The 26,823-nt window shown below is 28.3% G+C and carries 25 protein-coding genes; 24 read left to right on the top strand and 1 reads right to left on the bottom strand.

Annotation, left to right across the window (positions count from 1 at the left end; translation table 11 throughout):
- From BN346_RS01855 to BN346_RS01820, 8 genes are all read left to right on the top strand, one after another.
- The coding region (locus tag BN346_RS01855) for a signal recognition particle protein (RefSeq protein WP_034438780.1) at nucleotides 1-1,026 on the top strand (1,026 nt) is incomplete at its 5' end.
- Between the two features lie 39 nt (nucleotides 1,027-1,065).
- Nucleotides 1,066-1,308 carry a 30S ribosomal protein S16 gene (gene rpsP / locus BN346_RS01850; protein ID WP_034438745.1) on the top strand — a complete coding sequence of 81 codons (243 nt, stop codon included), beginning with the start codon at nucleotides 1,066-1,068 and terminating at the stop codon, nucleotides 1,306-1,308.
- A 30-nt stretch (nucleotides 1,309-1,338) separates the two neighbouring features.
- Nucleotides 1,339-1,572: a KH domain-containing protein gene (locus BN346_RS01845; RefSeq protein ID WP_034438743.1), complete on the top strand. Its 234-nt coding sequence runs from the start codon at nucleotides 1,339-1,341 to the stop codon at nucleotides 1,570-1,572.
- 196 nt (nucleotides 1,573-1,768) lie between these two features.
- A complete protein-coding gene (gene rimM / locus BN346_RS01840) occupies nucleotides 1,769-2,263 on the top strand; it encodes a ribosome maturation factor RimM (RefSeq protein WP_034438742.1) in 495 nt (164 codons plus the stop codon).
- Complete coding sequence (gene trmD, locus BN346_RS01835) at nucleotides 2,263-2,994, top strand: tRNA (guanosine(37)-N1)-methyltransferase TrmD (RefSeq protein ID WP_034438739.1); 732 nt, start codon at nucleotides 2,263-2,265, stop codon at nucleotides 2,992-2,994. Before rimM ends, trmD begins: the two co-directional genes overlap by 1 nt.
- A gap of 107 nt (nucleotides 2,995-3,101) precedes the next feature.
- Nucleotides 3,102-3,446 (top strand): 50S ribosomal protein L19, encoded by a 345-nt coding sequence (gene rplS, locus BN346_RS01830; protein ID WP_034438737.1) that lies wholly within the window; start codon nucleotides 3,102-3,104, stop codon nucleotides 3,444-3,446.
- Nucleotides 3,447-3,577: 131 nt separating this feature from the next.
- On the top strand, nucleotides 3,578-4,450 hold the full coding sequence (ylqF, locus tag BN346_RS01825; RefSeq protein WP_034438735.1) for a ribosome biogenesis GTPase YlqF: 873 nt from the start codon (nucleotides 3,578-3,580) through the stop codon (nucleotides 4,448-4,450).
- Between the two features lie 9 nt (nucleotides 4,451-4,459).
- Nucleotides 4,460-5,284 (top strand): ribonuclease HII, encoded by an 825-nt coding sequence (locus BN346_RS01820; protein WP_034438733.1) that lies wholly within the window; start codon nucleotides 4,460-4,462, stop codon nucleotides 5,282-5,284.
- 50 nt (nucleotides 5,285-5,334) lie between these two features.
- Here BN346_RS01820 and BN346_RS01815 read toward each other — a convergent pair whose 3' ends face one another.
- The gene (locus BN346_RS01815; RefSeq protein ID WP_034438731.1) at nucleotides 5,335-5,709 is read right to left on the bottom strand and encodes a YraN family protein; all 375 of its coding nucleotides are present in this window, start codon (nucleotides 5,707-5,709) and stop codon (nucleotides 5,335-5,337) included.
- A gap of 137 nt (nucleotides 5,710-5,846) precedes the next feature.
- Between BN346_RS01815 and BN346_RS01810 the strand changes: the two genes are divergently transcribed.
- The 16 genes from BN346_RS01810 to rimP all read left to right on the top strand — a co-directional run bounded on the left by BN346_RS01810 (nucleotide 5,847) and on the right by rimP (nucleotide 26,818).
- Nucleotides 5,847-7,373 carry a YifB family Mg chelatase-like AAA ATPase gene (locus BN346_RS01810; protein ID WP_034438729.1) on the top strand — a complete coding sequence of 509 codons (1,527 nt, stop codon included), beginning with the start codon at nucleotides 5,847-5,849 and terminating at the stop codon, nucleotides 7,371-7,373.
- Between the two features lie 10 nt (nucleotides 7,374-7,383).
- Nucleotides 7,384-8,466 carry a DNA-processing protein DprA gene (dprA, locus tag BN346_RS01805; RefSeq protein WP_034438728.1) on the top strand — a complete coding sequence of 361 codons (1,083 nt, stop codon included), beginning with the start codon at nucleotides 7,384-7,386 and terminating at the stop codon, nucleotides 8,464-8,466.
- Nucleotides 8,467-8,663: 197 nt separating this feature from the next.
- Nucleotides 8,664-10,751 (top strand): type I DNA topoisomerase, encoded by a 2,088-nt coding sequence (gene topA, locus BN346_RS01800; RefSeq protein WP_034438725.1) that lies wholly within the window; start codon nucleotides 8,664-8,666, stop codon nucleotides 10,749-10,751.
- 490 nt (nucleotides 10,752-11,241) lie between these two features.
- On the top strand, nucleotides 11,242-12,015 hold the full coding sequence (gene codY, locus BN346_RS01795) for a GTP-sensing pleiotropic transcriptional regulator CodY (protein WP_034438723.1): 774 nt from the start codon (nucleotides 11,242-11,244) through the stop codon (nucleotides 12,013-12,015).
- A gap of 284 nt (nucleotides 12,016-12,299) precedes the next feature.
- Nucleotides 12,300-13,001, top strand: a complete 702-nt coding sequence (gene rpsB / locus BN346_RS01785; protein ID WP_034438719.1) for a 30S ribosomal protein S2 — start codon at nucleotides 12,300-12,302, stop codon at nucleotides 12,999-13,001.
- Between the two features lie 123 nt (nucleotides 13,002-13,124).
- The gene (gene tsf, locus BN346_RS01780) at nucleotides 13,125-14,042 is read left to right on the top strand and encodes a translation elongation factor Ts (protein ID WP_034438717.1); all 918 of its coding nucleotides are present in this window, start codon (nucleotides 13,125-13,127) and stop codon (nucleotides 14,040-14,042) included.
- Nucleotides 14,043-14,139: 97 nt separating this feature from the next.
- Nucleotides 14,140-14,865, top strand: coding sequence for a UMP kinase (gene pyrH, locus BN346_RS01775; protein WP_034438715.1), 726 nt, complete (start codon nucleotides 14,140-14,142; stop codon nucleotides 14,863-14,865).
- A gap of 17 nt (nucleotides 14,866-14,882) precedes the next feature.
- A complete protein-coding gene (gene frr, locus BN346_RS01770) occupies nucleotides 14,883-15,440 on the top strand; it encodes a ribosome recycling factor (protein ID WP_034438713.1) in 558 nt (185 codons plus the stop codon).
- Between the two features lie 208 nt (nucleotides 15,441-15,648).
- Nucleotides 15,649-16,416, top strand: a complete 768-nt coding sequence (locus BN346_RS01765) for an isoprenyl transferase (protein WP_034438711.1) — start codon at nucleotides 15,649-15,651, stop codon at nucleotides 16,414-16,416.
- A 44-nt stretch (nucleotides 16,417-16,460) separates the two neighbouring features.
- Complete coding sequence (locus BN346_RS01760) at nucleotides 16,461-17,231, top strand: phosphatidate cytidylyltransferase (protein WP_034438779.1); 771 nt, start codon at nucleotides 16,461-16,463, stop codon at nucleotides 17,229-17,231.
- A 2-nt stretch (nucleotides 17,232-17,233) separates the two neighbouring features.
- Nucleotides 17,234-18,250 carry an AI-2E family transporter gene (locus BN346_RS01755; RefSeq protein ID WP_051539860.1) on the top strand — a complete coding sequence of 339 codons (1,017 nt, stop codon included), beginning with the start codon at nucleotides 17,234-17,236 and terminating at the stop codon, nucleotides 18,248-18,250.
- A gap of 179 nt (nucleotides 18,251-18,429) precedes the next feature.
- Complete coding sequence (locus tag BN346_RS01750) at nucleotides 18,430-19,587, top strand: 1-deoxy-D-xylulose-5-phosphate reductoisomerase (protein WP_034438709.1); 1,158 nt, start codon at nucleotides 18,430-18,432, stop codon at nucleotides 19,585-19,587.
- 14 nt (nucleotides 19,588-19,601) lie between these two features.
- Nucleotides 19,602-20,639, top strand: a complete 1,038-nt coding sequence (rseP, locus tag BN346_RS01745) for an RIP metalloprotease RseP (protein WP_034438706.1) — start codon at nucleotides 19,602-19,604, stop codon at nucleotides 20,637-20,639.
- Between the two features lie 12 nt (nucleotides 20,640-20,651).
- Nucleotides 20,652-21,701 (top strand): flavodoxin-dependent (E)-4-hydroxy-3-methylbut-2-enyl-diphosphate synthase, encoded by a 1,050-nt coding sequence (gene ispG, locus BN346_RS01740; RefSeq protein ID WP_034438703.1) that lies wholly within the window; start codon nucleotides 20,652-20,654, stop codon nucleotides 21,699-21,701.
- Nucleotides 21,702-21,719: 18 nt separating this feature from the next.
- A complete protein-coding gene (locus tag BN346_RS01735) occupies nucleotides 21,720-26,066 on the top strand; it encodes a PolC-type DNA polymerase III (protein ID WP_034438701.1) in 4,347 nt (1,448 codons plus the stop codon).
- A gap of 290 nt (nucleotides 26,067-26,356) precedes the next feature.
- On the top strand, nucleotides 26,357-26,818 hold the full coding sequence (rimP, locus tag BN346_RS01730) for a ribosome maturation factor RimP (RefSeq protein WP_034438698.1): 462 nt from the start codon (nucleotides 26,357-26,359) through the stop codon (nucleotides 26,816-26,818).
- The last annotated feature ends 5 nt before the right edge of the window (nucleotides 26,819-26,823 follow it).

Raw genomic sequence — 26,823 nt, 5'->3', positions numbered from 1 at the left:
GGTAAAACAACTATGGCGGGAAAGCTAGCACTTAAACTTAGAAAAGATAATAAAAAACCACTTTTAGTAGCTTGTGATGTTTATAGACCAGCGGCTATAAAACAATTGCAAGTTGTAGGAAAGTCAATAGATATACCAGTGTTTACTATGGGAGATCAAACAAGTCCTGTAGATATAGCTAAGGCATCTATAGAACATGCTAAAAGCATAGGATGTAATGTAGTTATAGTAGATACAGCTGGTAGATTACACATAGATGAAGAACTTATGGATGAATTAAAGGATATAAAAGAATATGTAAATCCAAATGAGATTTTATTAGTTGTAGATTCTATGACTGGTCAAGATGCTGTTAATGTGGCTGAGAGTTTTAATTCAAAATTAGAATTATCAGGTGTAATATTAACAAAGTTGGATGGTGATACCAGAGGTGGTGCTGCCCTTTCAATAAGAGCAATGACTGAAAAGCCAATTAAATTTGTTGGTATGGGTGAAAAAATGTCTGACTTAGAGACTTTTTATCCAGAAAGAATGGCATCAAGAATACTTGGTATGGGAGATGTACTTTCTTTAATAGAAAAAGCTCAAGAAGCTATTGATGAAGAAAAAGCTCAAGAACTTGGAAATAGAATGTTAAATCAAGAATTTAACTTCGAAGATTTTTTAAGTATGTTAGAGCAAATGAAAAATTTAGGACCATTAGGTAAAATTTTAGAAATGATGCCTGGAGCTAATGCAAAGGAACTTAAAGATTTAGATTTATCTCAAGGTGAAAAAGAAATGTCTAAAATAGAGTCTATAATTCATTCTATGACTTTAGAAGAAAGAAGAAAGCCTAGCATAATTATAGCATCACCATCAAGGAAAAAGAGAATAGCTAATGGATCTGGTACATCAATACAAGAAGTTAATAAAATTTTAAAACATTATGAACTAATGAAAAAGACTATGAAAAATATGAAGGGCATGCAAAAAGGTATGCAAAAGAAGATGAAAAAAGGGTTATTTGGAAAATTACCTTTTTAACATAAAATATTTTATTCTTTAAAGGAGGTGAATTTAAAAATGGCAGTAAAAATAAGATTAAGAAGAATGGGTGCTAAAAAAGCTCCTTTCTACAGAATAATAGTAGCTGATTCAAGATCTCCAAGAGATGGAAGATTTATAGATGAAATAGGATACTACAATCCTACAACAGAGCCAGTTACAGTAAAAATCGACGAAGAAAAAGCTAACCAATGGGTAAAAAATGGTGCACAACCTACTGAAACAGTAAAAAGACTTTTCAACAATGCAGGAATAAAATAATTGATGTTGAAATGAATGGAGGCGCATTCCATGAAAACATTACTAGAGGTAATAGCTAAGTCTTTAGTTGACAACCCAGAATCAGTTGAAATCAATGAAGTTTGTAGTGAACATTCTATAATTTTAGAATTAAAAGTTGATAAATCGGATATGGGAAAAGTGATTGGTAAACAGGGAAGAATAGCTAAGGCTATTAGAACTGTTGTAAAAGCAGCAGCTATAAAAGAAAATAAAAGAGTTGTTGTAGAAATTATAGAATCATAAGAGTTAGGATATGACCTAACTCTTATTTTAATATAAAAATAAAGTATTCTATTTTATATGAATACATATTAAACTTTAAATAAAAAACATAAAGTGAAATTAAAAATATAGTGTATAAATTTATATTTATATTGATAATAATTAATATATAATTTATTATATATTTAGTTATAATATGTTGTGAGGAGGCTTAAAAATGAAAGAGTTTATGAGCATAGGACAAATAACTAAGCCACATGGCGTTAAAGGTGAAGTAAAAGTTTTTTCTTTAACAGATAGTTTAGAAGAATTTAAAACGCTGAAGAAAGTGTATATAGATAATGTTGAGAGAAGAATAACATCTTGCAAACTACAAAATGATAGAGTTATATTAAAAATAGATGGTATTGAGTCTATGAATGATGCTGAAAAGTATAGAAATAAATATTTAAAGATTCATAGAGAAGATGCAAGAATTTTAGAAGAAGATACATATTATATTGCTGATTTACTTGATTGTGAAGTTTTTGATACAGATGGAGAAAAGTTAGGAAAAATTTACGATGTTATAGAAACAGGAAGCAATGATGTTTATTGGGTAAAAGGTGGAAAAAAAGAAGTTTTAATACCTGCATTAAAAGATATTGTTCTAGAGGTTAATATAGAAGAAAATAAAGTTCTTATAAAACCTGTTAATGTTTGGAGTGAATAATGAATATTCATATATTAACTCTTTTCCCAGAAATGTTTGATGTTTTTAATCATAGCATAATAGGCAGAGCTCAAAATGATGATATTCTAAAAATTGAGACAGTAAACATAAGGGATTATACATTAAATAAACATAAAAAAGTTGATGATTATCCATATGGTGGTGGTGCAGGTATGGTTATGATGCCACAGCCTATAGTTGATTGCATAAAAGAAGTAAAAAAGAAAAATAGTGGTAAGGTTATATTTTTAGGGCCACGTGGAAAAACTTTTAATCAAGATATGGCAAAACAACTTAGTAAAGAAAAAGAATTAATATTTTTATGTGGTCATTATGAAGGAATAGATGAAAGAGTATACGATTATATAGATATGGAGATATCACTAGGTGATTTTGTTTTAACTGGTGGAGAAATGGCGTGCATTCCTGTTATAGATAGCATAAGTAGAATGATTCCTAAAGTGCTTTCTTGTGATGAAAGTTTTATGGAAGAATCTTTCTACGACGGTGTATTGGAATATCCACAATATACAAGGCCTTATGATTTTTGTGGAAACAAAGTTCCTGAAATATTATTATCTGGACATCATGATAATATAAGAAAATATAGAAGATTAAAATCTCTACTAATTACTAAAGAACGAAGAAAAGACTTATATAATGATATACAACTGACAAAAGAAGATAAAAAATTACTTGAAAATTACTATAAAGATAAAAAAGAGTATTGATAAAATTAAAGCAATATGATACAATCAAGCTTGTGTTAGTACCGGCGGTCCTCTGTCGCAGATTGTGTGATTATGAACGTCAAAAAAAAATTTTAGGAGGAATACACATGTTAGACATAATAAGAGAAATTGAAGCAGAACAAATAAGAACAGATTTACCAGAATTCAACGTTGGAGATACTGTTAAAGTTCACATAAGAATTAGCGAAGGAAACAAGGAAAGAATCCAAGTTTTTGAAGGAACAGTTCTTAAAATACAAAATGGTGGATCAAGAGAAACTTTCACTGTAAGAAGAGTTGCATCTGGAGTAGGAGTTGAAAAAACTTTCCCAATTAACTCACCTGTTATAGAAAAAGTTGATGTTGTAAGAAGAGGTAAAGTAAGAAGAGCTAAATTATTCTACTTAAGAAATAGAGTAGGAAAAGCTGCTAAAGTTAAAGAGTTAATTTAGTAATTTGTAAAAAATGGGGCTATAAAGTCCCTTTTTTTATTTAATTTTTTAAGAGAAGAATTTGAAACTTGATAAAATTTTAATAAGTGTTTAAATATTAAATAAAATAATATAAAAAGAAGGTGTTTTTTATGAGTATAAATTGGTTTCCAGGGCATATGGCAAAGACTAGAAGACAAATAAAAGAAAGTTTAAAGCTAGTAGATGCTGTAATAGAAATAAGAGATGCAAGAATAGTAAAATCAAGTGCAAATCCAGATATAGAAGAAATATGTAAAGGAAAGCCTAGAATAATATTACTAAATAAAAGTGATTTAAGTGAAGACAAAGTTACAAAAGAATGGATAAAAAGTTTATCTAATGAATATACAAAAGTTTTAACTGTAAATTGTTTGAATGGAAATGGACTTAAAAATATAAAACCTGCATTAGATCAAATTTTAAAAGAAAAACATGATAGATTAAGAAATAAAGGTTTAGTTAATATTGTTACGAGAGTAATGGTTGTAGGGATACCTAATGTAGGAAAGTCAACATTTATAAACAAATTAGCGAAGAATAATATTGCTAAAACAGGAGATAGACCTGGTGTTACAAAAAGTAAACAATGGATAAAAACTAAAATAGGTATAGAACTTATGGATACACCAGGAGTTTTATGGCCTAAATTTGAAGACGAAACTGTAGGACTTAATTTAGCATTTACTGGTGCGATAAAAGATGAAATTATGGATACTGAAGAATTAGCTTTAAAACTAATAGAGAGACTTCAAGAGTATTATCCGGAAAGATTAAAAGAAAGATACAAACTTACAGAGTTAAGTGAGTCTGCACTCGAAAATATGGATAACATAGGCAAGAAAAGAGGGGCAGTTATATCTGGAGGAAATATAGATTATAATAGAGTATCAACAATGTTGCTTGATGAATTTAGAGGCGGAAAATTAGGCAATATATCATTAGAAAAGCCAGAAACACAAGAAATATCAGAAAATATAGAGTAGGTGTTACATATGAATAATTTTATATCAGATTCTAAGAAATTTTCTGATATTAAAACTTATATAGATGATTTTATTAATAATAATTCTGTAGGTGATAATAAGAAAAGATACTTAGAATTAAGTCATCAACTTTCTAAAGATGAAAGAAAAAATGTAAAAAAATTATCAGAAAAGCTTTTAAAAAATGTTGAAAAATATGATAAAGAAGTTTTAAGAGTTAAGAATATGTATGATTTTGACAAAGGATATAATGGCTATTATATAGCTGGTGTAGATGAAGTAGGAAGGGGGCCTTTGGCAGGTCCTATAGTATCAGCAGCTGTAATAATAGATTTAGATTATTCAAAGGATAAGGATTTAATATTATATATAAATGACTCCAAAAAGCTTTCACACAACTTGAGAGAACAACTTAGTGAAGAGATTAAGAATAGAGCAATTGCATATAATATAGCTGTTATGGACAATTTAGAGATAGATTTAAATGGAATAGGGTATTGCAATCATGAAGTCTTTAGACGTGCATGTAAGGGGCTTAAAACAGTACCAGATTTAGTTTTATCTGATGGTTACTTAATAAAAGAATTTGATATGAAAAATGAATATCTGATAAAAGGTGACACTAAAAGTGCTAATATTGCATGTGCATCCATAATAGCTAAAGTTTATAGAGATAAGTTGATGGAAGTATATGGTGAAAAATATCCTCAATATAATTTTAAAAAAAATGTAGGATATGGAACTGAGGAGCATGTAAGGGCTATAAAAGAATTTGGTTTAACACCTATACATAGATTAAGCTTTTTAAAAAATATATTAGAAAATAATAGATAAAAATAGATCATGATTTAAAATATTTAAATCATGATCTATTTTTATGTAAGTTATATATAACCATCTATAATGAATGCATTTTTTATCAGGTTGAGTTTTGATGTAGTTGAACTAAAAATTATTTCAACTACATCAAATCTTAAGTTATACTTATGCAAATCCTTTTTTAGTATATAGTATTGAGCTACCTTACATATTTTTTGCTCTTTATAGTAATTAACAGCTTCACTTGGCATGCCAAAATAATCTGAAGTTCTAGATTTTACTTCTATAAAACAAATATTATTTTCATTTTTTGCAATTATATCAATTTCGCCAATTTTACAAGAAAAGTTTCTTTCAAGTATTTTATAATTATGATTTTTCAAATATTCTGCCGCAATATTTTCACCAATAGTGCCTATAGATTTATTATCAAATTTCATAAAATACATCCTTTCTAAAAATATCTTTTTTTAAATACTTGACAAAATTCAATAAAATAAACTTATATTTGAAAAATAGATTATTTTATTGTATAAGTGTCAACAATTAACTTGAGTGTAAGGAGGATGATTAAATTATGGCTATACAATTATCATGCGCTAGTTTTTTAGGCGTAGAAGGTGTTATTATATCAGTAGAAATAGATATATCTCGTGGAATACCTTCTTTTAATATAGTTGGAATGGCTGATACTTCAGTAAAAGAAGCAAAAGATAGAGTGAGAGCAGCAATAATAAATTCTGGATATGAATTTCCCAACAATAAAATAACTATAAATCTAGCACCAGCAGATTTGAAAAAAGAAGGGACAATGTTTGATTTACCTATAGCAATAGGATTGCTAATTGAAAGTGAACAAATAGAAGTTGAAGACATAAATCAGTATTTAATAATGGGTGAATTATCTTTATCAGGAAATTTAAAGAAAGTTAGAGGTGTATTACCTATTGTAATAGAAGGACATAAGAAAGGTTTTAATAAATTTTTAATACCTTATAATAATTACAAAGATTGTTCAATGATAAAAGATATAAATGTATATCCTTTAAGCAATTTAAAACAAACAGTGAAGTTTTTAATTTATAAGGATATGCCTAAATATTATTTTCCTGTAGAAGAAAAAAAGGAAAATAGTGAAAGTAATTTAGATTTTGAAGATGTGATAGGGCAGGAAGCTACTAAAAGAGCTTTAGAAGTATCAGCAGCCGGTGGACATAATATATTAATGTTTGGTGCACCTGGATCAGGAAAAACTATGCTAGCTCAAAGAATAGTTTCTATACTTCCTAAATTAACTTATGAAGAGTCGTTGGAAGTTACTAAAATATATAGTGTATATGGAACATCGAATTATAAAGGTGGTTTAATAGATGAAAGACCATTCAGAAGTCCACATAATACAACTACAGAGATTGCATTATGTGGGGGAGGAAGAAATCTTTTGCCAGGTGAAATATCTTTAGCTCATAATGGTGTTCTATTCTTAGATGAAATTTTAGAATTTAAAAAAAATATTATACAATTATTAAGGCAACCATTAGAAGATAGAAAAATAAAAATTACAAGGAATTCAGGGACTGTTGAATATCCATGTAGTTTTATGTTAGTTGCAGCACTAAATCCATGTCCGTGTGGATTTTATGGTACAAATATAAAACCTTGTAGATGTAGTGATTATGAGATAAAAAGATATATTGGAAAACTTTCTGGTCCGCTTTTAGATAGAATAGACATATTTACATATGTAAATCCATTATCATATGGAGAGATAAATTCCAACATAAAAAAAGAGAGTTCTAGTGAAATTAGAAAAAGAGTTGAAAATGCAAGAGAAATACAAAGTAAAAGGTTTGAAAATGAAAAAATAAGATGTAATGCAGAAATGTCCCAAAAACATATAAAAGAGTATTGTGCTATTGACAACAAAACCAGTAAAGTATTAGAATTAGCTTTTGAAAAGTTTCATTTAAGCACAAGAGGTTATAGTAGAATTTTAAAAGTTGCTAGAACTATTGCAGATATAGAATCTAGTGAGAAGATTGAAGAACATCATATAATAGAAGCATTAAATTATAGAAAATTTATAAACAATGAAATTATTTAAGGAGTTAGGGATGTATAATAAATTTAAGCTTTGGTATACAATAACGCAAGTTCCAACAGAAATAAAATTAGAACTTATAAGTGAACTTGGCAGTGAAGAAGATGTATATAACTATATGATGTTTAATAAAAATGTTAATAATAGAATTGTAAATAAGTTTTTAAAGTATTATGATGAGTATAACCTTAATAAAATAAAAAGTATATGTGAAGAAAGTAATATTAAATTCTGTACAATAAATTCAAAGGAATATCCTGAAAATTTAAGGGAAATCAGTAATCCACCATATGGGTTATTTTATAAAGGAAATATAACTACATTAAACAAAAATAGTAAAAAAATAGCAATTGTAGGTTCTAGAAAATCAAGTTGTTATGGTAAAAATATTGTACAAATTATTTCAAATGAATTAAAAGAATACGATGTTCAAATAATAAGTGGGCTTGCAAAAGGTATAGATGGAGAAGCTCATAAAGGTGCTATAAAGAATAATATTTATACTTGTGCAGTTTTAGGATGTGGTATAAATATAATATATCCTAAAGAAAATGAAAAATTATATTATGATATTTTAGATAAAGATGGGTGTATAATATCAGAATATGAACCTTTAGCAGGGCCGGAGAAATTTAGGTTTCCATTAAGAAATAGAATTATAAGTGGAATTTCAGATCTGATTGTTGTAATTGAAGCAGGGGAAAAAAGTGGCTCGTTAATAACTGCTAATTGGGCGTTAGAACAAGGAAAGGATGTAATGGCTGTACCGGCATCAGTATTTTTAGAAGGAAATAAGGGAACAAATAAATTAATAAAAGATGGAGCACATGTTTTTACTAAGATTGATGATATAATTGAAGTTTTGGGACTGGAAAAAATTCGACATAAAAATAAAAAAATATCTATAGCTTATAATGAAGAAACTGACAGAATATATAGTATTTTGACAACAGAACCAATGCATATTGATGATATTAGTAGAAATACTAATGTTGACATAAAACAATTATATAGGTTATTATTTGAAATGCAGCTAAGGAAAGAAATATATTGTTTAAATGGTAATTATTATGTTAAGGTAGAAAAGAGTATATAGTAAATGTAGATTTTGCATTAGTAATATAAAATGATATTATACAATATATATGTAGTTGAAAATTTAAAGATTAAAGTTTCAGAGCAAGTGAAAAACATTTAATAAAAATTACTTTTAAAATAGTATATTAAAATCTGAATACAATATTAAGACGAAAAGTTATACAAAATTAAGAGAAAGTTACTGGAGGGGATACGATGGGTCAAAAACTAGTTATAGTTGAGTCACCAGCTAAAGCTAAGACCATAAAGAAGTATTTAGGAAAAAATTATGTAGTTGAAGCTTCAATGGGGCATGTTAGAGATTTACCTAAAAGTCAATTAGGTGTTGATATAGATAACAATTATGAACCTAAATATATAACAATTAGGGGAAAAGGCGACTTAATAAAAAAATTGAAAAAAGAAGCTAAAAAAAGCGATAAAATTTATCTCGCAACTGACCCTGATCGTGAGGGTGAAGCGATATCATGGCATTTAGCAAAAATATTAAAAATTGATGAAAGTGAAAAGTGCAGAATAGAATTTAATGAAGTAACAAAAAATGCTGTAAAAGCAGCTATAAAAGAACCGAGGTTAATTAATGAAAACATATTTGATGCACAACAGGCAAGAAGAGTTTTAGATAGATTGGTTGGATATGAAATAAGTCCTATATTATGGAAGAAAGTTAAATGGGGACTTAGTGCAGGAAGAGTTCAATCAGTAGCATTAAAAATTATTTGTGATAGAGAAAATGAAATAGATAAGTTTGAGGCTAAGGAATATTGGACTATTGAAAGTGAAGTCTACAAGGAAAATAAAAAAGAAAAATTTTTAGTAAAACTTCATAGTAAAAACAAACAAAAAATAGAAATAACATCAAAAGAAGAAAGCGACTTTATAATTGAAGAGCTTAAAAAAGGTCAGTTTGAAGTAAAAACTATTAAAAATACAGAAAAGACTAAAAATCCATTACCACCATTTACGACAAGTACTCTTCAACAAGATGCATATAGAAAACTTAATTTTTCAACTAAAAAAACAATGTCAGTAGCACAGGAACTTTATGAAGGTATTGAAATAAAAGGATTTGGAACAGTAGGATTAATAACTTATATGAGAACGGATTCTGTAAGAATATCAGAAGAAGCTCAAGAAAGTGCAAAACAATATATTCTAGAGAACTTTGGTGATTTATATGTACCAAAGACAAAAAGAGTATATAAAGGAAAGAAAAATAGTCAAGATGCACATGAAGCAATAAGACCAAGTAATATAAATATAACGCCAGAAATTGCTAAGGAAAATTTAAAAGATCCTCAATACAAGTTATATAGTTTAATCTGGAATAGGTTTATGGCAAGTCAGATGGCATCATGTTTATTAGATAGTACTACCGTAGAAGTAATAAATATTGATTATTTATTTAAAGCCACAGGATCAACTACTAAATTTGAGGGATTTACTAAACTTTATAAAAATGATAACGAAGATGAGGATAAGGTTGTAAAAATACCTAAAATAGAAGAAAAAGATAAACTTTGTAGTAATTTTACAGAAGGTAAGCAGCATTTTACTCAACCACCAGCTAAATTTTCAGAAGCTTCACTTGTAAAAAATTTAGAGGAAAATGGAATAGGTAGACCTAGTACTTATGCACCTACAATATCCACATTATTGAGTAGAAAATATGTTGAAAGAAATAAAAAAATATTAGAACCTACAGAGCTTGGAAAAATAGTAAATAACCTAATGTGTGAGTATTTTAAAGAGATAGTTAATATTGAATTTACAGCAGAAATGGAAAACAAACTAGATAGAGTAGAAGAAGGAACTGTTGAATGGAAAAAGATAGTTGAAGAATTCTTTGCTCCATTAAAAGAATCTATTGAAATAGCAGAAAAAGAAATAGCCAAAATTACTATAGAAGATGAAGTTACTGATATAGTTTGTGATAAGTGTGGAAGATTTATGGTTATAAAACATGGAAGATTTGGAGATTTCTTGGCTTGTCCAGGATATCCGGAGTGTGAAAATACAAAACCTATATCTAGAGAAGTAGAAGCACCTTGTCCTAAATGTGGCAAAGCTATTTTAGAGAAAAGAAGTAAAAAGGGAAGAACTTTTTATGGATGTAGTGGATATCCAGAATGCGACTTTGTGAGTTGGTTTGAACCTGCTAATGAAAAATGCCCTGAATGCAATGAAATAATGTTAAAAAGATATAGCAAAGCAAAGGGCGATTATTTAGAGTGTTCTAACAAAGAGTGTAAATATAAAAAGTACTTAAATAAAGAACAATAGTTGTAATTGTTTTTTTTATATAAAACACACAAGTAATCAAGCAATATTAATAGTATTGCTTGATTAAATTTTGTGTTCAATTAATGTTTTTCTTTTACGATAATTAAAATAAAATTTACTTTAAGTAAAAAAAAATGTAATAAGATAACACTTTAAGTTGACAAAGTATGTATAAAAGATGTATAAATAATTAATAAAGTATTAACGAAATGTTAAGTGAAAAATAAATGCTAGTAAAATCAATATCTGAGTAAAATACTTTAAATACAAAAAAAATAATAAAAAAATAAGAAACATGTCGAAATAGGTAAAAATATATTGAAAAGCAAAAATATATATGTTATTATATAACTGAAATAAACAATTCTAAAAATTTTAAATTACATAAAAAATGCAAGAACTGTTTAGTATGACAACTTTATATAGAGTGGATGATATGTTGAAAATGTAGAAAAAATAAATTATAGCAAATTGAAGGAGGAGAACTAGAGTGTCATTATTAGATAAAACTAGAAGATTAAATAAAATATTACAAAAATCAGGAACAGAACCAGTTGTATTCGATGAAATATGTAACTTATTAAGTGAGGTACTTGAGTGTAACGTATATGTGATAAGTAGAAGAGGTAAGGTTTTAGGATATAACTTTGCTGGTGGATTTGAATGTGAAATAGTTAAAACAGAAGTTATAAAAAATATGAGATTCCCAGATCATTACAATGAAAAACTTTTAACTATAGATGAAACAAGAGAAAATCTTTCAAGCAAAGGTTTCTGCGTATTTGAAAATGAAAAAGAATGTGAAGTTGAAGGAAAGTTAACAACTATAGTTCCTATAAATGGAAACAGAGAAAGATTAGGTACTTTAGTTTTAGCAAGATTTAACAAAGAGTTCACAGAAGAAGATTTAGTTATTGCTGAATACAGTGCTACAATAGTTGGTTCAGAAATACTAAGATCAAAAAATGAACAAATAGAAGAAGAAGCAAGAAAGAAAGCTATAGTTCAATTAGCAATAGGAACACTTTCTTATTCAGAATTAGAAGCTGTAGAACATATATTTAATGAATTAGAAGGAACAGAAGGATTATTAGTTGCATCTAAGATTGCTGATAAAGTTGGAATAACAAGATCAGTTATAGTTAATGCATTAAGAAAATTCGAAAGTGCTGGAGTTATTGAGTCAAGATCTTTAGGAATGAAAGGTACACATATAAAAATTCTTAATGATAAATTAATGGAAGAACTAGATAAATTAAAATAGAGCTTATGCTCTATTTTTTTTCAAGTTTTAACTTAAATAAAGAATTTACTCAAAATGTTTACGGGCATTTTATTTGGATATAATATTAATGAAGTTATTACAAATTTTAAAGTTGAAAAAATAGTTATTATAAGTGTTAAATTTATGTTGAATAGTTATAATGATTATGATATACTAACACAGGTAAGAAATACACACATTGCTGATTCACTAAAAAGGTGCCTTTCTAAAAGGGTTTTTTAGGAAAATGATAGCAATGGAGGAATAACCAGGAGGAATTTAAAATGGCAGTAATATCAATGAAACAATTATTAGAAGCTGGTGTACATTTTGGACACCAAACAAGAAGATGGAACCCTAAAATGGCTCCATACATATTCACTGAGAGAAACGGAATCTATATAATAGATTTACAAAAAACAGTAAAGAAAATCGATGAAGCATATGATTTCTTAAAATCTGTATCAGAAGAAGGAAAAGATATTCTTTTCGTTGGAACTAAAAAACAAGCTCAAGAAGCTATTCAAGAAGAAGCAATCAGATCTGGAATGCACTTCGTAAACAACAGATGGTTAGGTGGAATGTTAACAAACTTCACTACTATCAAAACTAGAATAGCAAGACTAGAAGAATTAGATAAGATGGAAGAAGATGGAATATTCGAAGTTCTACCAAAGAAAGAAGTTTCTCAATTAAAAAATGAAAGAGAAAAACTTGAAAAGAACTTAGGCGGAATCAGAAACATGGATGCTAACAAAATTGGAGCATTATTTGTTGTAGATCCAAGAAAAGAAAAAAATGCTATATCAGAAGCTAAAATATTAGGAATACCAGTTATAGCAATAGTTGACACAAACTGTGATCCAGATGAAGTTGACTATGTAATACCAGGAAACGATGATGCAATCAGAGCAGTAAAACTAATAACTGAAAGATTAGCAGATGCTATAATCGAAGCAAGACAAGGTGAACAATTAGCTGAGTAATTTTATTTTACCTTGAATAATTAACATTTAAAAAAATGTTATAGGATATAAATTTTTAAGGTAAGTGAAGGCGGTGTCTTTCATTTACCTTTTAAATTAGTTAAGAATAGGAGGAATTTATCAATGATAACTGCAAGCATGGTAAAAGAGCTTAGAGAAAGAACTGGTGCAGGAATGATGGACTGCAAAAAGGCTTTAAATGAAACAAATGGAGACATGGATAAAGCTATAGAAACTTTAAGAGAAAAGGGTCTAGCGGCAGCAGCTAAAAAAGCTGGAAGAATTGCGGCTGAGGGTCTAGTAGTAACTTATATTAGTGAAGATCACAAAAAAGGTGCAGTAGTAGAAGTTAACTGTGAAACTGACTTCGTTGCTGCGAATGAAGAGTTTGCAGCTTTAGCAAACAATGTTGCTAAACAAGTTACATTATCAAATGTAACTACAGTAGAAGAGTTAGTAGAAGAAAAATACATAGCTGATGAAAATTCTACAATTAAAGACGTATTAACAGCATTAATTGCTAAAATTGGTGAAAATATGTCTATAAGAAGATTTGAAAGATTCTCAATAGAAAATGGAATGCTTCAAAGTTATATCCATGGTGGCGGAAGAATTGCTGTTATGGTTGAATTAGCTTGTGAAAAACAAGGAGAATTCTTAGAAGTAGTAGGAAAAGATGTTGCTATGCAAGTTGCAGCAGCTAATCCATTATTCTTAGATGAAAGCAAAGTAGATCATGAAACTTTAGAAAAAGAAAAAGAAATCTATAGAGTTCAAGCTTTAAATGAAGGAAAACCAGAAAACATAGTTGAAAAAATGGTTTTAGGAAGAGCTAAAAAATACTTAAAAGAAGTTTGTTTAGTAGACCAAATTTGGGTAAAAAATGGAGACTATACAATAGCTAAATACCTTCAAGAAGAATCTAAAAAAGCTGGAGCTGATATAAAAATAACAAGATTCGCTAGATTCGAAAGAGGAGAAGGAATCGAGAAAAAAGAAGAAAACTTTGCAGAAGAAATCAAAAAAATGCAAGGAAAATAATAAAATTAAAGAGAACCCTGTGTTCTCTTTTTTTAAAATAGACATATAAATTTACAAATCTTTGATATAATAATAATAATTTGGAGGTAAAATATATATGGAAGCTGCAAAATATAAAAGGGTTATGCTTAAACTTTCAGGTGAGGCATTAGCTGCTGAAAAAGGATACGGAATAGATTTTGATGTGGCTAATAAAATAGCATTACAAATAAAAGAATTAGTAGATATGGGTGTAGAAGTTGGTGCTGTAGTAGGTGGCGGAAATATCTGGAGAGGCAGAAATGGAGAAGATATGGACAGAACTACTGCAGATTATATGGGGATGTTAGCAACTTGTATAAATGCACTAGCTCTTCAAGATTCTTTAGAAAGTGTAGGTGTTCACACAAGAGTACAAACTGCTATTGAAATGAGAGAAATTGCTGAACCTTATATAAGAAGAAGAGCAATGAGACACCTTGAAAAAGGAAGAGTAGTAATATTTGCAGCAGGTACTGGAAATCCATATTTCTCCACTGATACAACAGCAGCTTTAAGAGCAGCTGAAATAGAGGCAGAAGTAATATTATTAGCAAAAAAAGTTGATGGAGTATATGATAAGGATCCGCATAAATATGATGATGCTGTTAAATTTGATAGTTTAAATTATATTGATGTACTTGAAAAAGGACTACAAGTTATGGATTCTACGGCTACATCATTATGTATGGACAATAATATTCCAATATTGGTTTTTGCTTTAGATGAGCCTAAAAATATAATAAAGGCAATTAAAGGTGAAAAAATTGGTACTCTAGTATCTAGAGATATTTGTAAAAAATAATTGGAGGTAGTTTTTATATGATGAAAGAAGTAATTAAAACCGCTGATGAAAAAATGAACAAAACAATATCAGTTTTAAAAAATGAATTATCAACAATGAAAGCTGGAAGAGCTAACCCTAAAATGCTTGATAGAATAGAGGTTGAGTGCTACGGAAGTATGGTACCTTTAAACCAAGTGGCTAATGTATCTGCACCAGAACCAAGAGTGCTTTTAATTCAACCATGGGATAAAAGTTCTTTAAAAGATATAGAAAAAGCTATATTAAAGTCTGATTTAGGGTTAAATCCAACAAGTGATGGATCAGTTATAAGATTAATAATAGCTGAACTTACAGAAGAAACAAGAAAGAATCTTGTTAAAAACATAAAAAAAGTTGGAGAAGATGCAAAAGTTGCAATAAGATCAATAAGAAGAGATGCTAATGATAAAATAAAATCATTGAAAAAAGATGGGGAAATTAGTGAGGATGAAGTTAAAAAAGCAGAAGAAAACATCCAAAAAGAAACTGATAAATTTGTAAAACAAGTTGATACTATTATTGCTGATAAAGAAAAAGACGTTATGTCAATTTAATTTCATATTATTAATAAAACCTGCAGTTTTGCAGGTTTTATTAATAATATGAAATTATGAAAATAGGTATATTATATAAAATCTTTTACAATATAATAGATATAAAATGTTTATTATATTGTATAATTATTATAAAATATTTGATAAAATTAGTAATATAAACAAATACAAAAGAAAATATATGACTTTATGGAATGGAGAGAAAATAGTGTTTAAATTTATTAAAAGAAATAGAAATAATGATGATAAAGAAATTATAGAATTAGATTATGATAGAATGCCTAAACATATAGCTATAATAATGGATGGAAATGGAAGATGGGCTAAAGAAAGAGGTCTTCCAAGAATGATGGGACATAGGGAAGGTATGAAAACAATAAAAAAAATATTAGATAGAAGTGCACATTTAGGTGTAAAATATTTAACTTTATATGCATTTTCAACAGAAAATTGGAATAGACCTAAAGATGAAGTTAATGCACTTATGAATTTAATAATAGAATTCGCACAAAAAGAAGGTGAAAACCTACATAAAAACAATGTGAAATTTAATACTATAGGTGACATTTCAAAATTACCATCTAATAGTTTGAAAGCAATAAAGGATTTGAAGGAACTTACAAAAAACAATGAAGGAATAGTTCTTAATATAGCTTTGAACTATGGCGGAAGAAATGAAATAGTTTATGCAACAAAGAAAATTTGTGAAAAAGTTTGTAAAGGTGACATTAATATAGAGGATATTAATGAAAATTTAATGTCTATGAATTTATATACAAAAGGAATGCCTGATCCAGATTTAATAATAAGACCTAGTGGAGAACAAAGGCTTAGTAATTATTTATTATGGCAAAGTGCATATTCTGAATTTTGGTATTCAAATATAAAGTGGCCAGATTTTAGTGAAAGAAATTTAGAAAAAGCTATATATGACTATCAAAACAGAGATAGAAGATTTGGCAAAGTTAAACAATAAAGGAGAGAATAAAAGTGGTAAATAAGAGATATATTGGTGCTGCAATGATAGCACCAGCTTTAATATTTTTCTTAATAGGTGGTATTTGGTTAAAATATTTTGTAATGATTTTAGCCTTATGTGGTATCTATGAGTTTAATAATGCATCAAAAAGTAGCAAATTAAATCCAGTACCGTATATAGGGTATTTAATGACTATTATATATTTTGTAACTTTAGGAGAAAAATTTAATTTTGAAGTATTTTCTTATATAATAGTGGGCTTTGTATTTGTTTCGTTGATAATACCTATAATAAATACTAAGTACAATTTTATAGATATAGCAGTTACTATTCTACCCTTTTTATATGTAACAGTTTTTTTTAGTTTATTAGTTCTTATAGAACGAAAAGTTAATGGAAATTATTTAATATGGATAGTATTTATATCATCATGGGTATGTGATACTTTTGCTTATTATACTGGTAGATTTTTAGGAAAACATAAGATAAGTCCTAAAGTCAGTCCTAATAAAACTTTGGAAGGTTCAATAGGTGGATTGATAGGAAGTGTAATTGGATGTACTATATATGGTTATGTAATTTCTAAATTTGGTGTTGAAATTTCATTATATAACTATGTAATAATAGGTATTTTAGGTGGGGTATTTGGACAAATAGGAGATTTAGTGGCATCATCTATAAAAAGACATGCAGAAATAAAAGATTATAGTAATCTTATACCAGGACATGGAGGAATATTAGATAGATTTGATAGCATACTTTTTGTATCGGTAGTAGTATACTATTATATAACAATTTTTATGGGGATGTAGGGGTGAAATATAAAGAACTTGTTTATAGTATATTATTATTAATATCATTTATAATTTTTACTGTTGTAATTACTAAGTATATAAGACCTATAATAGTGACAATAATTATAATCTTACTTTCATTGCCGCTATATAGAATGTTAAAGAGAAACAATACATTTGGAGAAAAGGCAAGTGCTATAATTAGTATAGTTTTTATAAACAGCCTTTTCTTTATTATTTTATTTGCTTTAGGAAATTTTGTATTTACATTTGGAATTACTTTTTTTAAGAATCAATTAGAAGGAGTATTAGAATATTTAATTGAAATATATAATAGCTTTTTACCATTTAACAATATAAATATGAACACTTTAAAGAATGTTATTATAGAAAAAATATATTATGTAATTAATAGTGGGATTATTACTAAGGGTGCAATATATACGACAGGACATATTTTTACGTATTTTATAGGAAATATAACAGCTTATTTTATATTATCAGATACAAAATCTATAGGGTGTTTCATTATCAGAATAATTGGCAAAGATAATTATATAAAGATATGTAAAAAAATATGCGATTTAAAAAATTTAATTAGAGTATTATTCTACTCTGCTTTTATTAATATGATAATAACAATTATTGGATTTGTAATTCTCAGAATAAAAAAACCTATAAGCTTAGGGGTTATTTGTGGTGTCTTAGATTTTGTACCCTATGTTGGTACAGTTATAGTTTTTATACCGCTTATTATATACTATTGGTGTATGGGAAATAAAATAATATCTTTAGCTTTAGTAATATTATATATAATATTAGTTTTCAATAGTCAAATTATTCAAACAAAGTTTATGAGTTATAAAATGAACATATCCCCATTAGCTATGATTTTATCTATGTATATAGGTATGAAAAATTTTGGAGTAGTTGGAATGGTTATGGGAATATTATATGTTGTAACTTGTGATGAATTTATATTTAAAAATAGTTGTGAATTTGATAAAATTTATAGTGTGAATAAATACATTAAATAATAGATAAGTATAATATAAATTATTTAATACAGATATTTGTTAACTAATTTAAACTTAAGAAAAAGTAAAAGTTAAATTTCCTCCATATTAAGATAAAATCAAAATAACATAGAGGTAATTCAACTTAATATTATTATAACTTTGAAGATTGAAGTTATAAATTAGAAGGAGCGATTTTTTTGAAAAATATAAGTATATTAGGTGTTACAGGGTCAATTGGAACACAAACATTAGATGTTGTAAGAAATGAAAAAGAAAATTTTAATATTGTAGGGGTGTCTGCTAATACAAGCTACGAAAAAGTAATAGATATTATTAAAGAATTTGATCCTAAATATGTTGCTATGATGGATGAAAAATCTTTTGAAAAGGTTAAAAATTATTGTGAAGATAATAGCTTAGATATAGAAGTATATAAAGGATTAGATGGGCTTAACAAAATAGCGACATTAGACGAAATAGAGATGGTTGTTACTTCTGTTGTAGGGATGATTGGACTTACTCCAACAATAAATGCTATTAGAGCTAAAAAGGATATAGCCCTTGCAAATAAGGAAACATTAGTAGTTGCTGGTGATATAGTTATGAGAGAAGCTAGGGAAAATAATATAAGAATATTACCAGTGGATTCAGAACATGGAGCTATTTTTCAAAGTTTACAGGGAAATGATAAAGAAAGTGTTAATAAGATAATATTAACAGCATCAGGGGGACCTTTTAGAGGAAAAAAAAGGGAACAACTTTCTAAAATAGAAGCTGAGGAGGCACTTAATCATCCTAAGTGGTCAATGGGGAAAAAAATTTCTATTGACTCATCGACTTTGGTAAATAAAGGATTAGAAGTAATAGAGGCACACCATTTATTTAATGCTAATTATGATGATATAGAGGTTGTAGTACATCCTCAAAGTATAGTACATTCAATGGTAGAGTACATAGATGGTAGTGTTATTGCTCAACTAGGTAGTACTGATATGAAGTTGCCTATACAATATGCATTAAATTATCCTAAAAGAGAAAAGTGTGTAGTTGAAAAATTAAATTTTGCTGAAATAGGTAAATTAACTTTTGAAAAACCTGATATAGAAACTTTTGGATGTTTAAAACTTGCTTATATAGCAGGCAGAAAAGGTGGTAATTTACCAGCTATAATGAATGGAGCAAATGAAATTGCAGTAGAATTATTTTTAGAAAATAAAATATCATATCTTCAAATTGAAGATATAATAAGAGAATGTATGAATACATTAGAATATATAGAAAATCCAACATTAGAAGAGATAATATCAACAGATGAAAAAGTTAGAAATTATGTAAGAAAAAAATTTAATATGTAGGGAGATGAATTGATATGGGAGCTGTTTTTCAAAATATAGGACATATACTTATGGCTATAATTGCATTTGGAATTTTAGTTATAGTACATGAATTTGGACATTTTATTTTAGCTAAAATAAATGATGTTCGAGTAGATGAATTTTCAATAGGAATGGGACCTAAATTATTTGGAATAAAAGGAAAAGAAACTGAATATAAGATTTGTTTATTACCTATAGGTGGATATGTAAAAATGTATGGAGAGGATGATGAAGTTACAAGTTCGGATCCTAGAGCATATGCAAATAAGTCATCATGGCAAAAATTATCTATAGTTTTAGCAGGTCCAATAATGAATATAGTACTTGCAATTTTACTTTTTGCTATTGTTGGAAGAGTAGAGGGAATTAAAATTCCAATAGTAAGTCAATTAATTGATAATTCACCAGCACAACAAGTTGGTATTAAGGCTGGAGATGAAATAAAAAAAGTAAATGGAAATGAAGTAGTTTCTTGGGAAGATTTTGTGACAGGAATTATGCTAAGTGAAGGCAAAGAAGTTAATATAGAAGTAAAAAGAGAAAATGAAACAAAAGAATTTACTATAAAACCAGAACTTGATGAAAGTAAAAAACAATATTTAGTTGGCATTTATGGTAGTATAAAAACACCTAATATATTAGAAGCAGTTAAACATGGGTTTGGTGAAACTGTAAGTCTTACAAAACAAACTTTTGGTTTTTTTGGACAGTTATTTAAAGGACAGCTATCAGCGGATGATGTAGGTGGTCCTATAACTATAATTAGAATTTCTGGTGAAGCAGCAAGACAGGGGCTTACTACATTAATGTTTTTAGCAGCGTATTTAAGTGTGCAGTTAGCTATATTCAACATAATTCCATTCCCTGCATTAGATGGAGGATGGACATTAATACTAATACTGCAAATAATAACAAGAAGAGAATTTAATAAAGAAAAAATAGCAAAGTTAAATTATTATGGATTTATGGTGTTAATGGCGCTTATGGTAGTGGTTTTAGTTAAGGATATAGTTAGACCTATTAAGTTCTAGGAAGGAGCAATTATGAAAAGACGTGACACAAGAAAAATAAAAGTTGGCAATATATATATAGGTGGAGATTCTAAAATTGCGGTTCAATCAATGACAAATACAGATACAAGAGATATAGAAGCTACTGTTAATCAAATATTAAGACTTGAGAAAGCAGGGTGTGACATAGTAAGGTGCGCTGTTCCAGATATGGAAGCAGCAGAAGCTATAAAAGAAATTGTAAAAAGAGTAAATATACCTGTTGTTGCTGATATACATTTTGATTATAGATTAGCAATAAAAGCTATGGAAAATGGTATATCTAAACTAAGAATCAATCCAGGCAACATAGGAAGTAGAGATAGAGTTGAAAAAGTAGTTGAAATAGCAAAAGAAAAAAACATTCCTATAAGAATTGGTGTGAATGCAGGTTCTTTAGAAAAAGGAATATTAGAAAAGTATGGTAGACCTTGTCCAGAAGCTTTGGTTGAAAGTGCACTAGAACATGTTAAAATTTTAGAAAGCTTAGATTTTCATGATATAGTTATTTCGATAAAATCTTCAAACGTAAATGAAATGATAGAAAGTTACAGGCTTATGTCAAGTAAAGTAGACTATCCTCTACATTTAGGTGTAACTGAAGCAGGAACAATATTTCAAGCCACAGTTAAATCAAGTGTAGGAATAGGAAGTGTTCTTTCAGAAGGAATAGGTGATACTTTAAGAGTGTCTATAACTGGTGATGTTGAAGAAGAGGTTAAAGTTGGAAGGGAAATTTTAAAGTCTTTAGGTTATATAGATGATGGTATTAAATTTGTATCTTGTCCAACTTGTGGAAGAACTGAAATAAATTTAATAGATATAGCTAATGAGGTAGAAGAAAAACTTTCAAGTGTGAATAAAAACATAAAAGTAGCGGTTATGGGATGTGTTGTTAATGGACCCGGTGAAGCTAAAGAGGCGGATATTGGAATTGCTGGGGGAAAAGGTTGTGGAATAATATTTAAAAAAGGTCAGATAATAAAAAAAGTAAAAGAAGAAGAACTTGTATCTGAACTTATGAAAGAGATAGACAAATTATAAGACTAGGAGGGATTACAGATGAATAAAAGCCTAGTTGAATTATTAAAAGGTCATTTAGATGAGAATAAAGATATTTGTGACTATGATATTAAGGTACTGAGAATTCAGTACCTTAAAAAAAGCGAAAAATTGATAATTTATTTAAAAGGTGAAAGTAGATTAAATGAAGATATAAAAGATAAAGTAGAAAAGACTTTATTCAATATCTTGGATGTGTTTAAAGATATTGAATTTATATGGTATGTGGATATTAAAAATGCAAACATAGAAGAAGTATTAACTATGTATTGGGTAGATTTTGTGCATGATGTAACAATGAAGACTCCTACAGTGAAAACTGCACTTTTAAATTGTGGGAAATCAATTGTAAATGATGAAATTAAAATAGATGTAAACAATAAATTTATACTAGATGTTTTAAAAAATAAAAAAATGGATCAAGTTATGAAAAATACTTTAAAAAGAGTATATGGATTAACAACAAATTTTAATATAGAATATGATGAAAATACTAAACAGGATTATTTTGAAGAAAAAGAAAAAGAAAATTTAAATATAATTCAAGAAGTTATGAAAAATAAGCCAGTGCAGACAACTCCAAAAGAGTCATCACCTAAGCCAAAATCAAATAATAATAACTATAATAGTGGAAGTAATGGTGGATATAAGAAAACAAAATATGACAATACTAAAGATGCAAATGATGAAAATCTAATTATAGGTAGACATATAACAGGAGATATAACACCTATAATTGAATTAGATCAGACATCGGGATTTGTTTCTGTTATGGGGGATGTATTTAAAGTTGAAATAATAGAAACTAAAACAGGAAGAATAATACCAACTTTTTGCATAACAGATTATACAAGCTCTATAACAGTTAAGTGTTTCCTTAAAAATCAAGAAATTGAAAAAATGCAGGAAAACTTAAAGGTTGGTTTACATTGTAAAATAAGTGGTGAAGTTATATATGATACATATGCAAGGGAAATAGTAATAATGGGAAAACATATGTATAAAATCCCTAAAACTGAGAGAAATGATAGTAATGAAGAAAAAAGAGTAGAACTTCATGCTCATACTACTATGAGTTCTATGGACGGAATGTCATCAGCTACTAGTCTTATAAATATGGCTGCAAAATGGGGGCATAAAGCAATAGCTATAACTGATCATGGTGTTGCACAAGCATTTCCAGAAGCTATGAATGCATCAAAGGGAAAAGACATAAAAATTATATATGGAATGGAAGGCTACTTAGTTGATGATGGAGAACCTATTGTAATTGGTGGTAAAGATAGAAGGTTAAATGATGATATTGTCGTATTTGACTTAGAAACAACAGGTTTTTCTAGTGAAAATGATAGTATTATAGAAATTGGAGCAGTTAAAATTAGAAATGGCGAAGTGATTGAGAGTTTTAATGAATTTGTAAATCCTGAAAGGAATATACCATATAAAATAACAGAATTGACTAGTATAACAAATGAAATGGTAAGAAATGCAGAAACAATAAAGGAAATTTTACCAAAGTTTATGAATTTTATTGGAGATTCTATGGTAGCAGCTCATAATGCACCTTTTGATACTTCTTTTATAAAAGCAAATTGTAAAAGAATGGGGTTAAACTTTACAAGCGCTATAATGGATACTATACCATTATCTAAATTTTTATTTCCCGATTTAAAAAGGTATAAGTTAAATACAATTTGTAATCATATAGGTATATCATTAGAAAATCATCATAGAGCTGTAGATGATGCTAGAGCTACGGCGGAAATAGCATTACACTGTTTTGAAAAATTAAAAAAAGAATATAACATAGAAGATGTAAATACTTTGAATGCTGAGTATATAAGAAATTTTGATATAAAAAAAGCTATGACATACCATGTTATAGTGTTAGCAAAAAATCAAGCAGGAATAAAGAATCTATACAAAATTATATCCAAATCTAATCTTGAATACTTTCATAGACGACCAAGATTGCCTAAAAGTCTTATACAGGAATATAGAGAAGGATTAATAATAGGGTCTGCATGTGAAGCAGGTCAGGTATTTAAAGAAGTTTTACAAGGGAAAAGTTTTGAAGAACTTGAGAATTTGGTTAATTTTTATGATTATTTAGAAATACAACCTATAGGGAACAATAAATTTCTAATCGAAAAAGGTAATGTAAAGGATGAAGATGAATTAAGAGAGATAAATAAGAAAATATGTGATTTGGCTAATAAATATGGAAAACCTGTTGTTGCTACAGGTGATGTACATTTTTTGGATCCAAAAGATGAGGTTTTTAGAAGAATATTAATGGCTGGTCAAGGGTTTTCGGATGCAGATAATCAACCTCCATTATATTTTAAAACTACAACAGAAATGTTAAAGGAATTTTCTTATTTAGGAGAAGAGAAGGCTAGAGAAGTAGTGATTGTAAATCCAAACAAAATAGCAGATGAAGTGGAATTTGTAAAGCCTATACCCGATGAGACATTTCCACCTAAAATAGAGGGTGCGGATGATGATATAAGAAATATGACTATGGAAAAAGTTCATAGAATATATGGAGAAAAATTGCCAGAAGTTATACAACAGAGATTAGATAAAGAATTAAATTCTATAATAAATAATGGATATGCGGTTTTATATCTTATAGCGCACAAACTTGTTGCAAAATCAATATCAGATGGTTATTTAGTTGGATCAAGGGGATCAGTTGGTTCTTCTTTTGTTGCAACAATGACTGATATTACAGAAGTTAATGGACTTCCACCTCATTATGTGTGTCCAAAATGCAAACATAGTGAATTTTTTATGGATGGTTCTGTTGCGTCTGGGGTAGATTTACCAGAAAAAAATTGTGAAAAATGTGGAACACCATATATAAGAGATGGTCATGATATACCATTTGAAACATTCTTAGGGTTTGAAGGTGATAAAGAACCAGATATTGACCTTAACTTCTCAGGAGATAACCAAGGTGATATACACAAATATACAGAAGTTTTATTTGGAGAGGGTCATACATTTAAAGCTGGAACTATAGGAACAATAGCAGAAAAAACAGCTTATGGATTTGTAAAGAAGTATTTAGATGAACGAGGAGTAAATGTTCCATCAGCAGAAATAGATAGACTTACAATAGGTTGTACAGGAGTAAAAAGAACAACAGGGCAACATCCAGGAGGAATAATGGTTGTACCAAATGATAATGAAATATACAATTTTTGTCCAATACAGCATCCTGCAGATGACCCTAATTCTGATATTATAACTACTCACTTTGATTATCACTCAATAAGTGGTAGACTTTTAAAACTAGATATATTAGGTCATGACGATCCCACTGTATTAAGAATGCTTCAAGATATAACGGGATTAGATCCTCATGATATTCCACTTTCAGATCCTAAAGTACTTAGCATATTTACATCACCAGAGGCATTAGGCGTTACAGTAGAAGAATTAGGGTGTGAAGTAGGAAGCTATGGTATACCAGAGTTTGGGACGAAATTTGTAAGACAAATGCTTTTAGATACTAAACCTAAAACTTTTTCAGATTTAGTTAGAATATCTGGATTATCTCATGGTACTGATGTTTGGCTTAATAATGCTCAGTATTATATAAAAGAAGGTTATACAACACTTAAAGATTGTATCGCCACAAGAGACGATATAATGGTTTATTTAATATATAAAGGGCTACCACCTAAAATTGCCTTCAATATAATGGAAAAAGTTAGAAAAGGAAAGGGATTATCAGAAGAGCATGAAAAGATAATGAGGGAAAATAATGTTCCGGATTGGTATATAGGATCTTGTAAAAAGATAAAATATATGTTCCCTAAAGGACACGCTGCAGCTTATGTAATGATGGCTGTAAGAATAGCATATTACAAAGTATATTATCCTAAAGCTTATTATGCAACGTATTTTACGGTAAGAGCAGATGACTTTGATGGAGATATTGTTATAAAAGGTGAAGATGCAATTAAGGTAAAAATGGATGAAATAAGTGAACTTGGTAATAAAGTTGGACCAAAAGAAAAAGGATTACTTACTATACTAGAACTTTCTTATGAGATGTACAAAAGGGGAATAAAATTTTTGCCAGTAGACTTATATAAGTCTCACGCAACTAAATTTTTAATAGAAGGAGAATCTATAAGGATTCCTTTAAGTGGATTGCAAGGTGTTGGAGTAAATGCTGCTAAAAGTATTATGGAAGCTAGAAAAAATGGAGAATTTATATCTAAGCAAGATATGAAAGATAGAAGTTCGGTTTCTAAAACCGTAATAGAAGCATTAAGTAATCATGGAGCATTAGGGGATTTACCAGAAACAAATCAATTAAGTTTATTTTAAGCTATAAAAAATAAAAGTATGTATAATTTTAAATGTAAATTTGGAAAACTATAAAGGGATAAATTTAAATGTTAAATATAACTTTAGTTCATTCATATATGTAAAGCAAATTCCCTTGAATAAATATTAGTTCTATGATATACTAAGTTATAGTTTAGTAAATTATGACGAATTAAGTTTTGGGAGAGTAGGTTATGCCTACTCTCTATTTGTTAAAGACGCAACGTTCACTAGTTGCGTTTTATTGTATACTTTACAATAAACTAAAAACTAAATAAGGAGGTTAGTAAATGGAGAATAAAGTTTTAATTGATAAACTTCAAACATTAACAGAACCAATTGTAACAAAAAACAATTGTGAATTATATCATTTAGAATATATTAAAGAATCTGGTGAATATATATTTAGAGTTTATATAGATAATGACAATGGAATAGCACTGTCAGACTGTGAAAAAGTTAGCAGAGAGTTAAGTGATTTATTGGATGTAGAAGACCCAATAAGTGAGGAATACATACTAGAGGTACAATCACCAGGTGTATTCAGAACATTATTTAACGATAAACATCTTAAGAAATATATAGGATATGATGTAAAAGTAAATTTAAAAAGCTTATTAAATGGAAAAAAGAAAATTGAGGGTGTTTTAAAAAGCTTTGATACTTTAAACATAACTATAGAAAGTGAAAATGTGGAAATCTCTATTCCTAGAGAAAAAGTATCAGAAGTTACTTTGAACCCTGCGTTGTAGGAGGA

Origin of the sequence: Clostridium ihumii AP5, from assembly GCF_000612845.1 — a bacterium.
In the GTDB taxonomy this organism is placed as follows: domain Bacteria; phylum Bacillota; class Clostridia; order Clostridiales; family Clostridiaceae; genus Clostridium_J; species Clostridium_J ihumii.
This window is presented reverse-complemented; position numbering and strand designations above follow the sequence as displayed.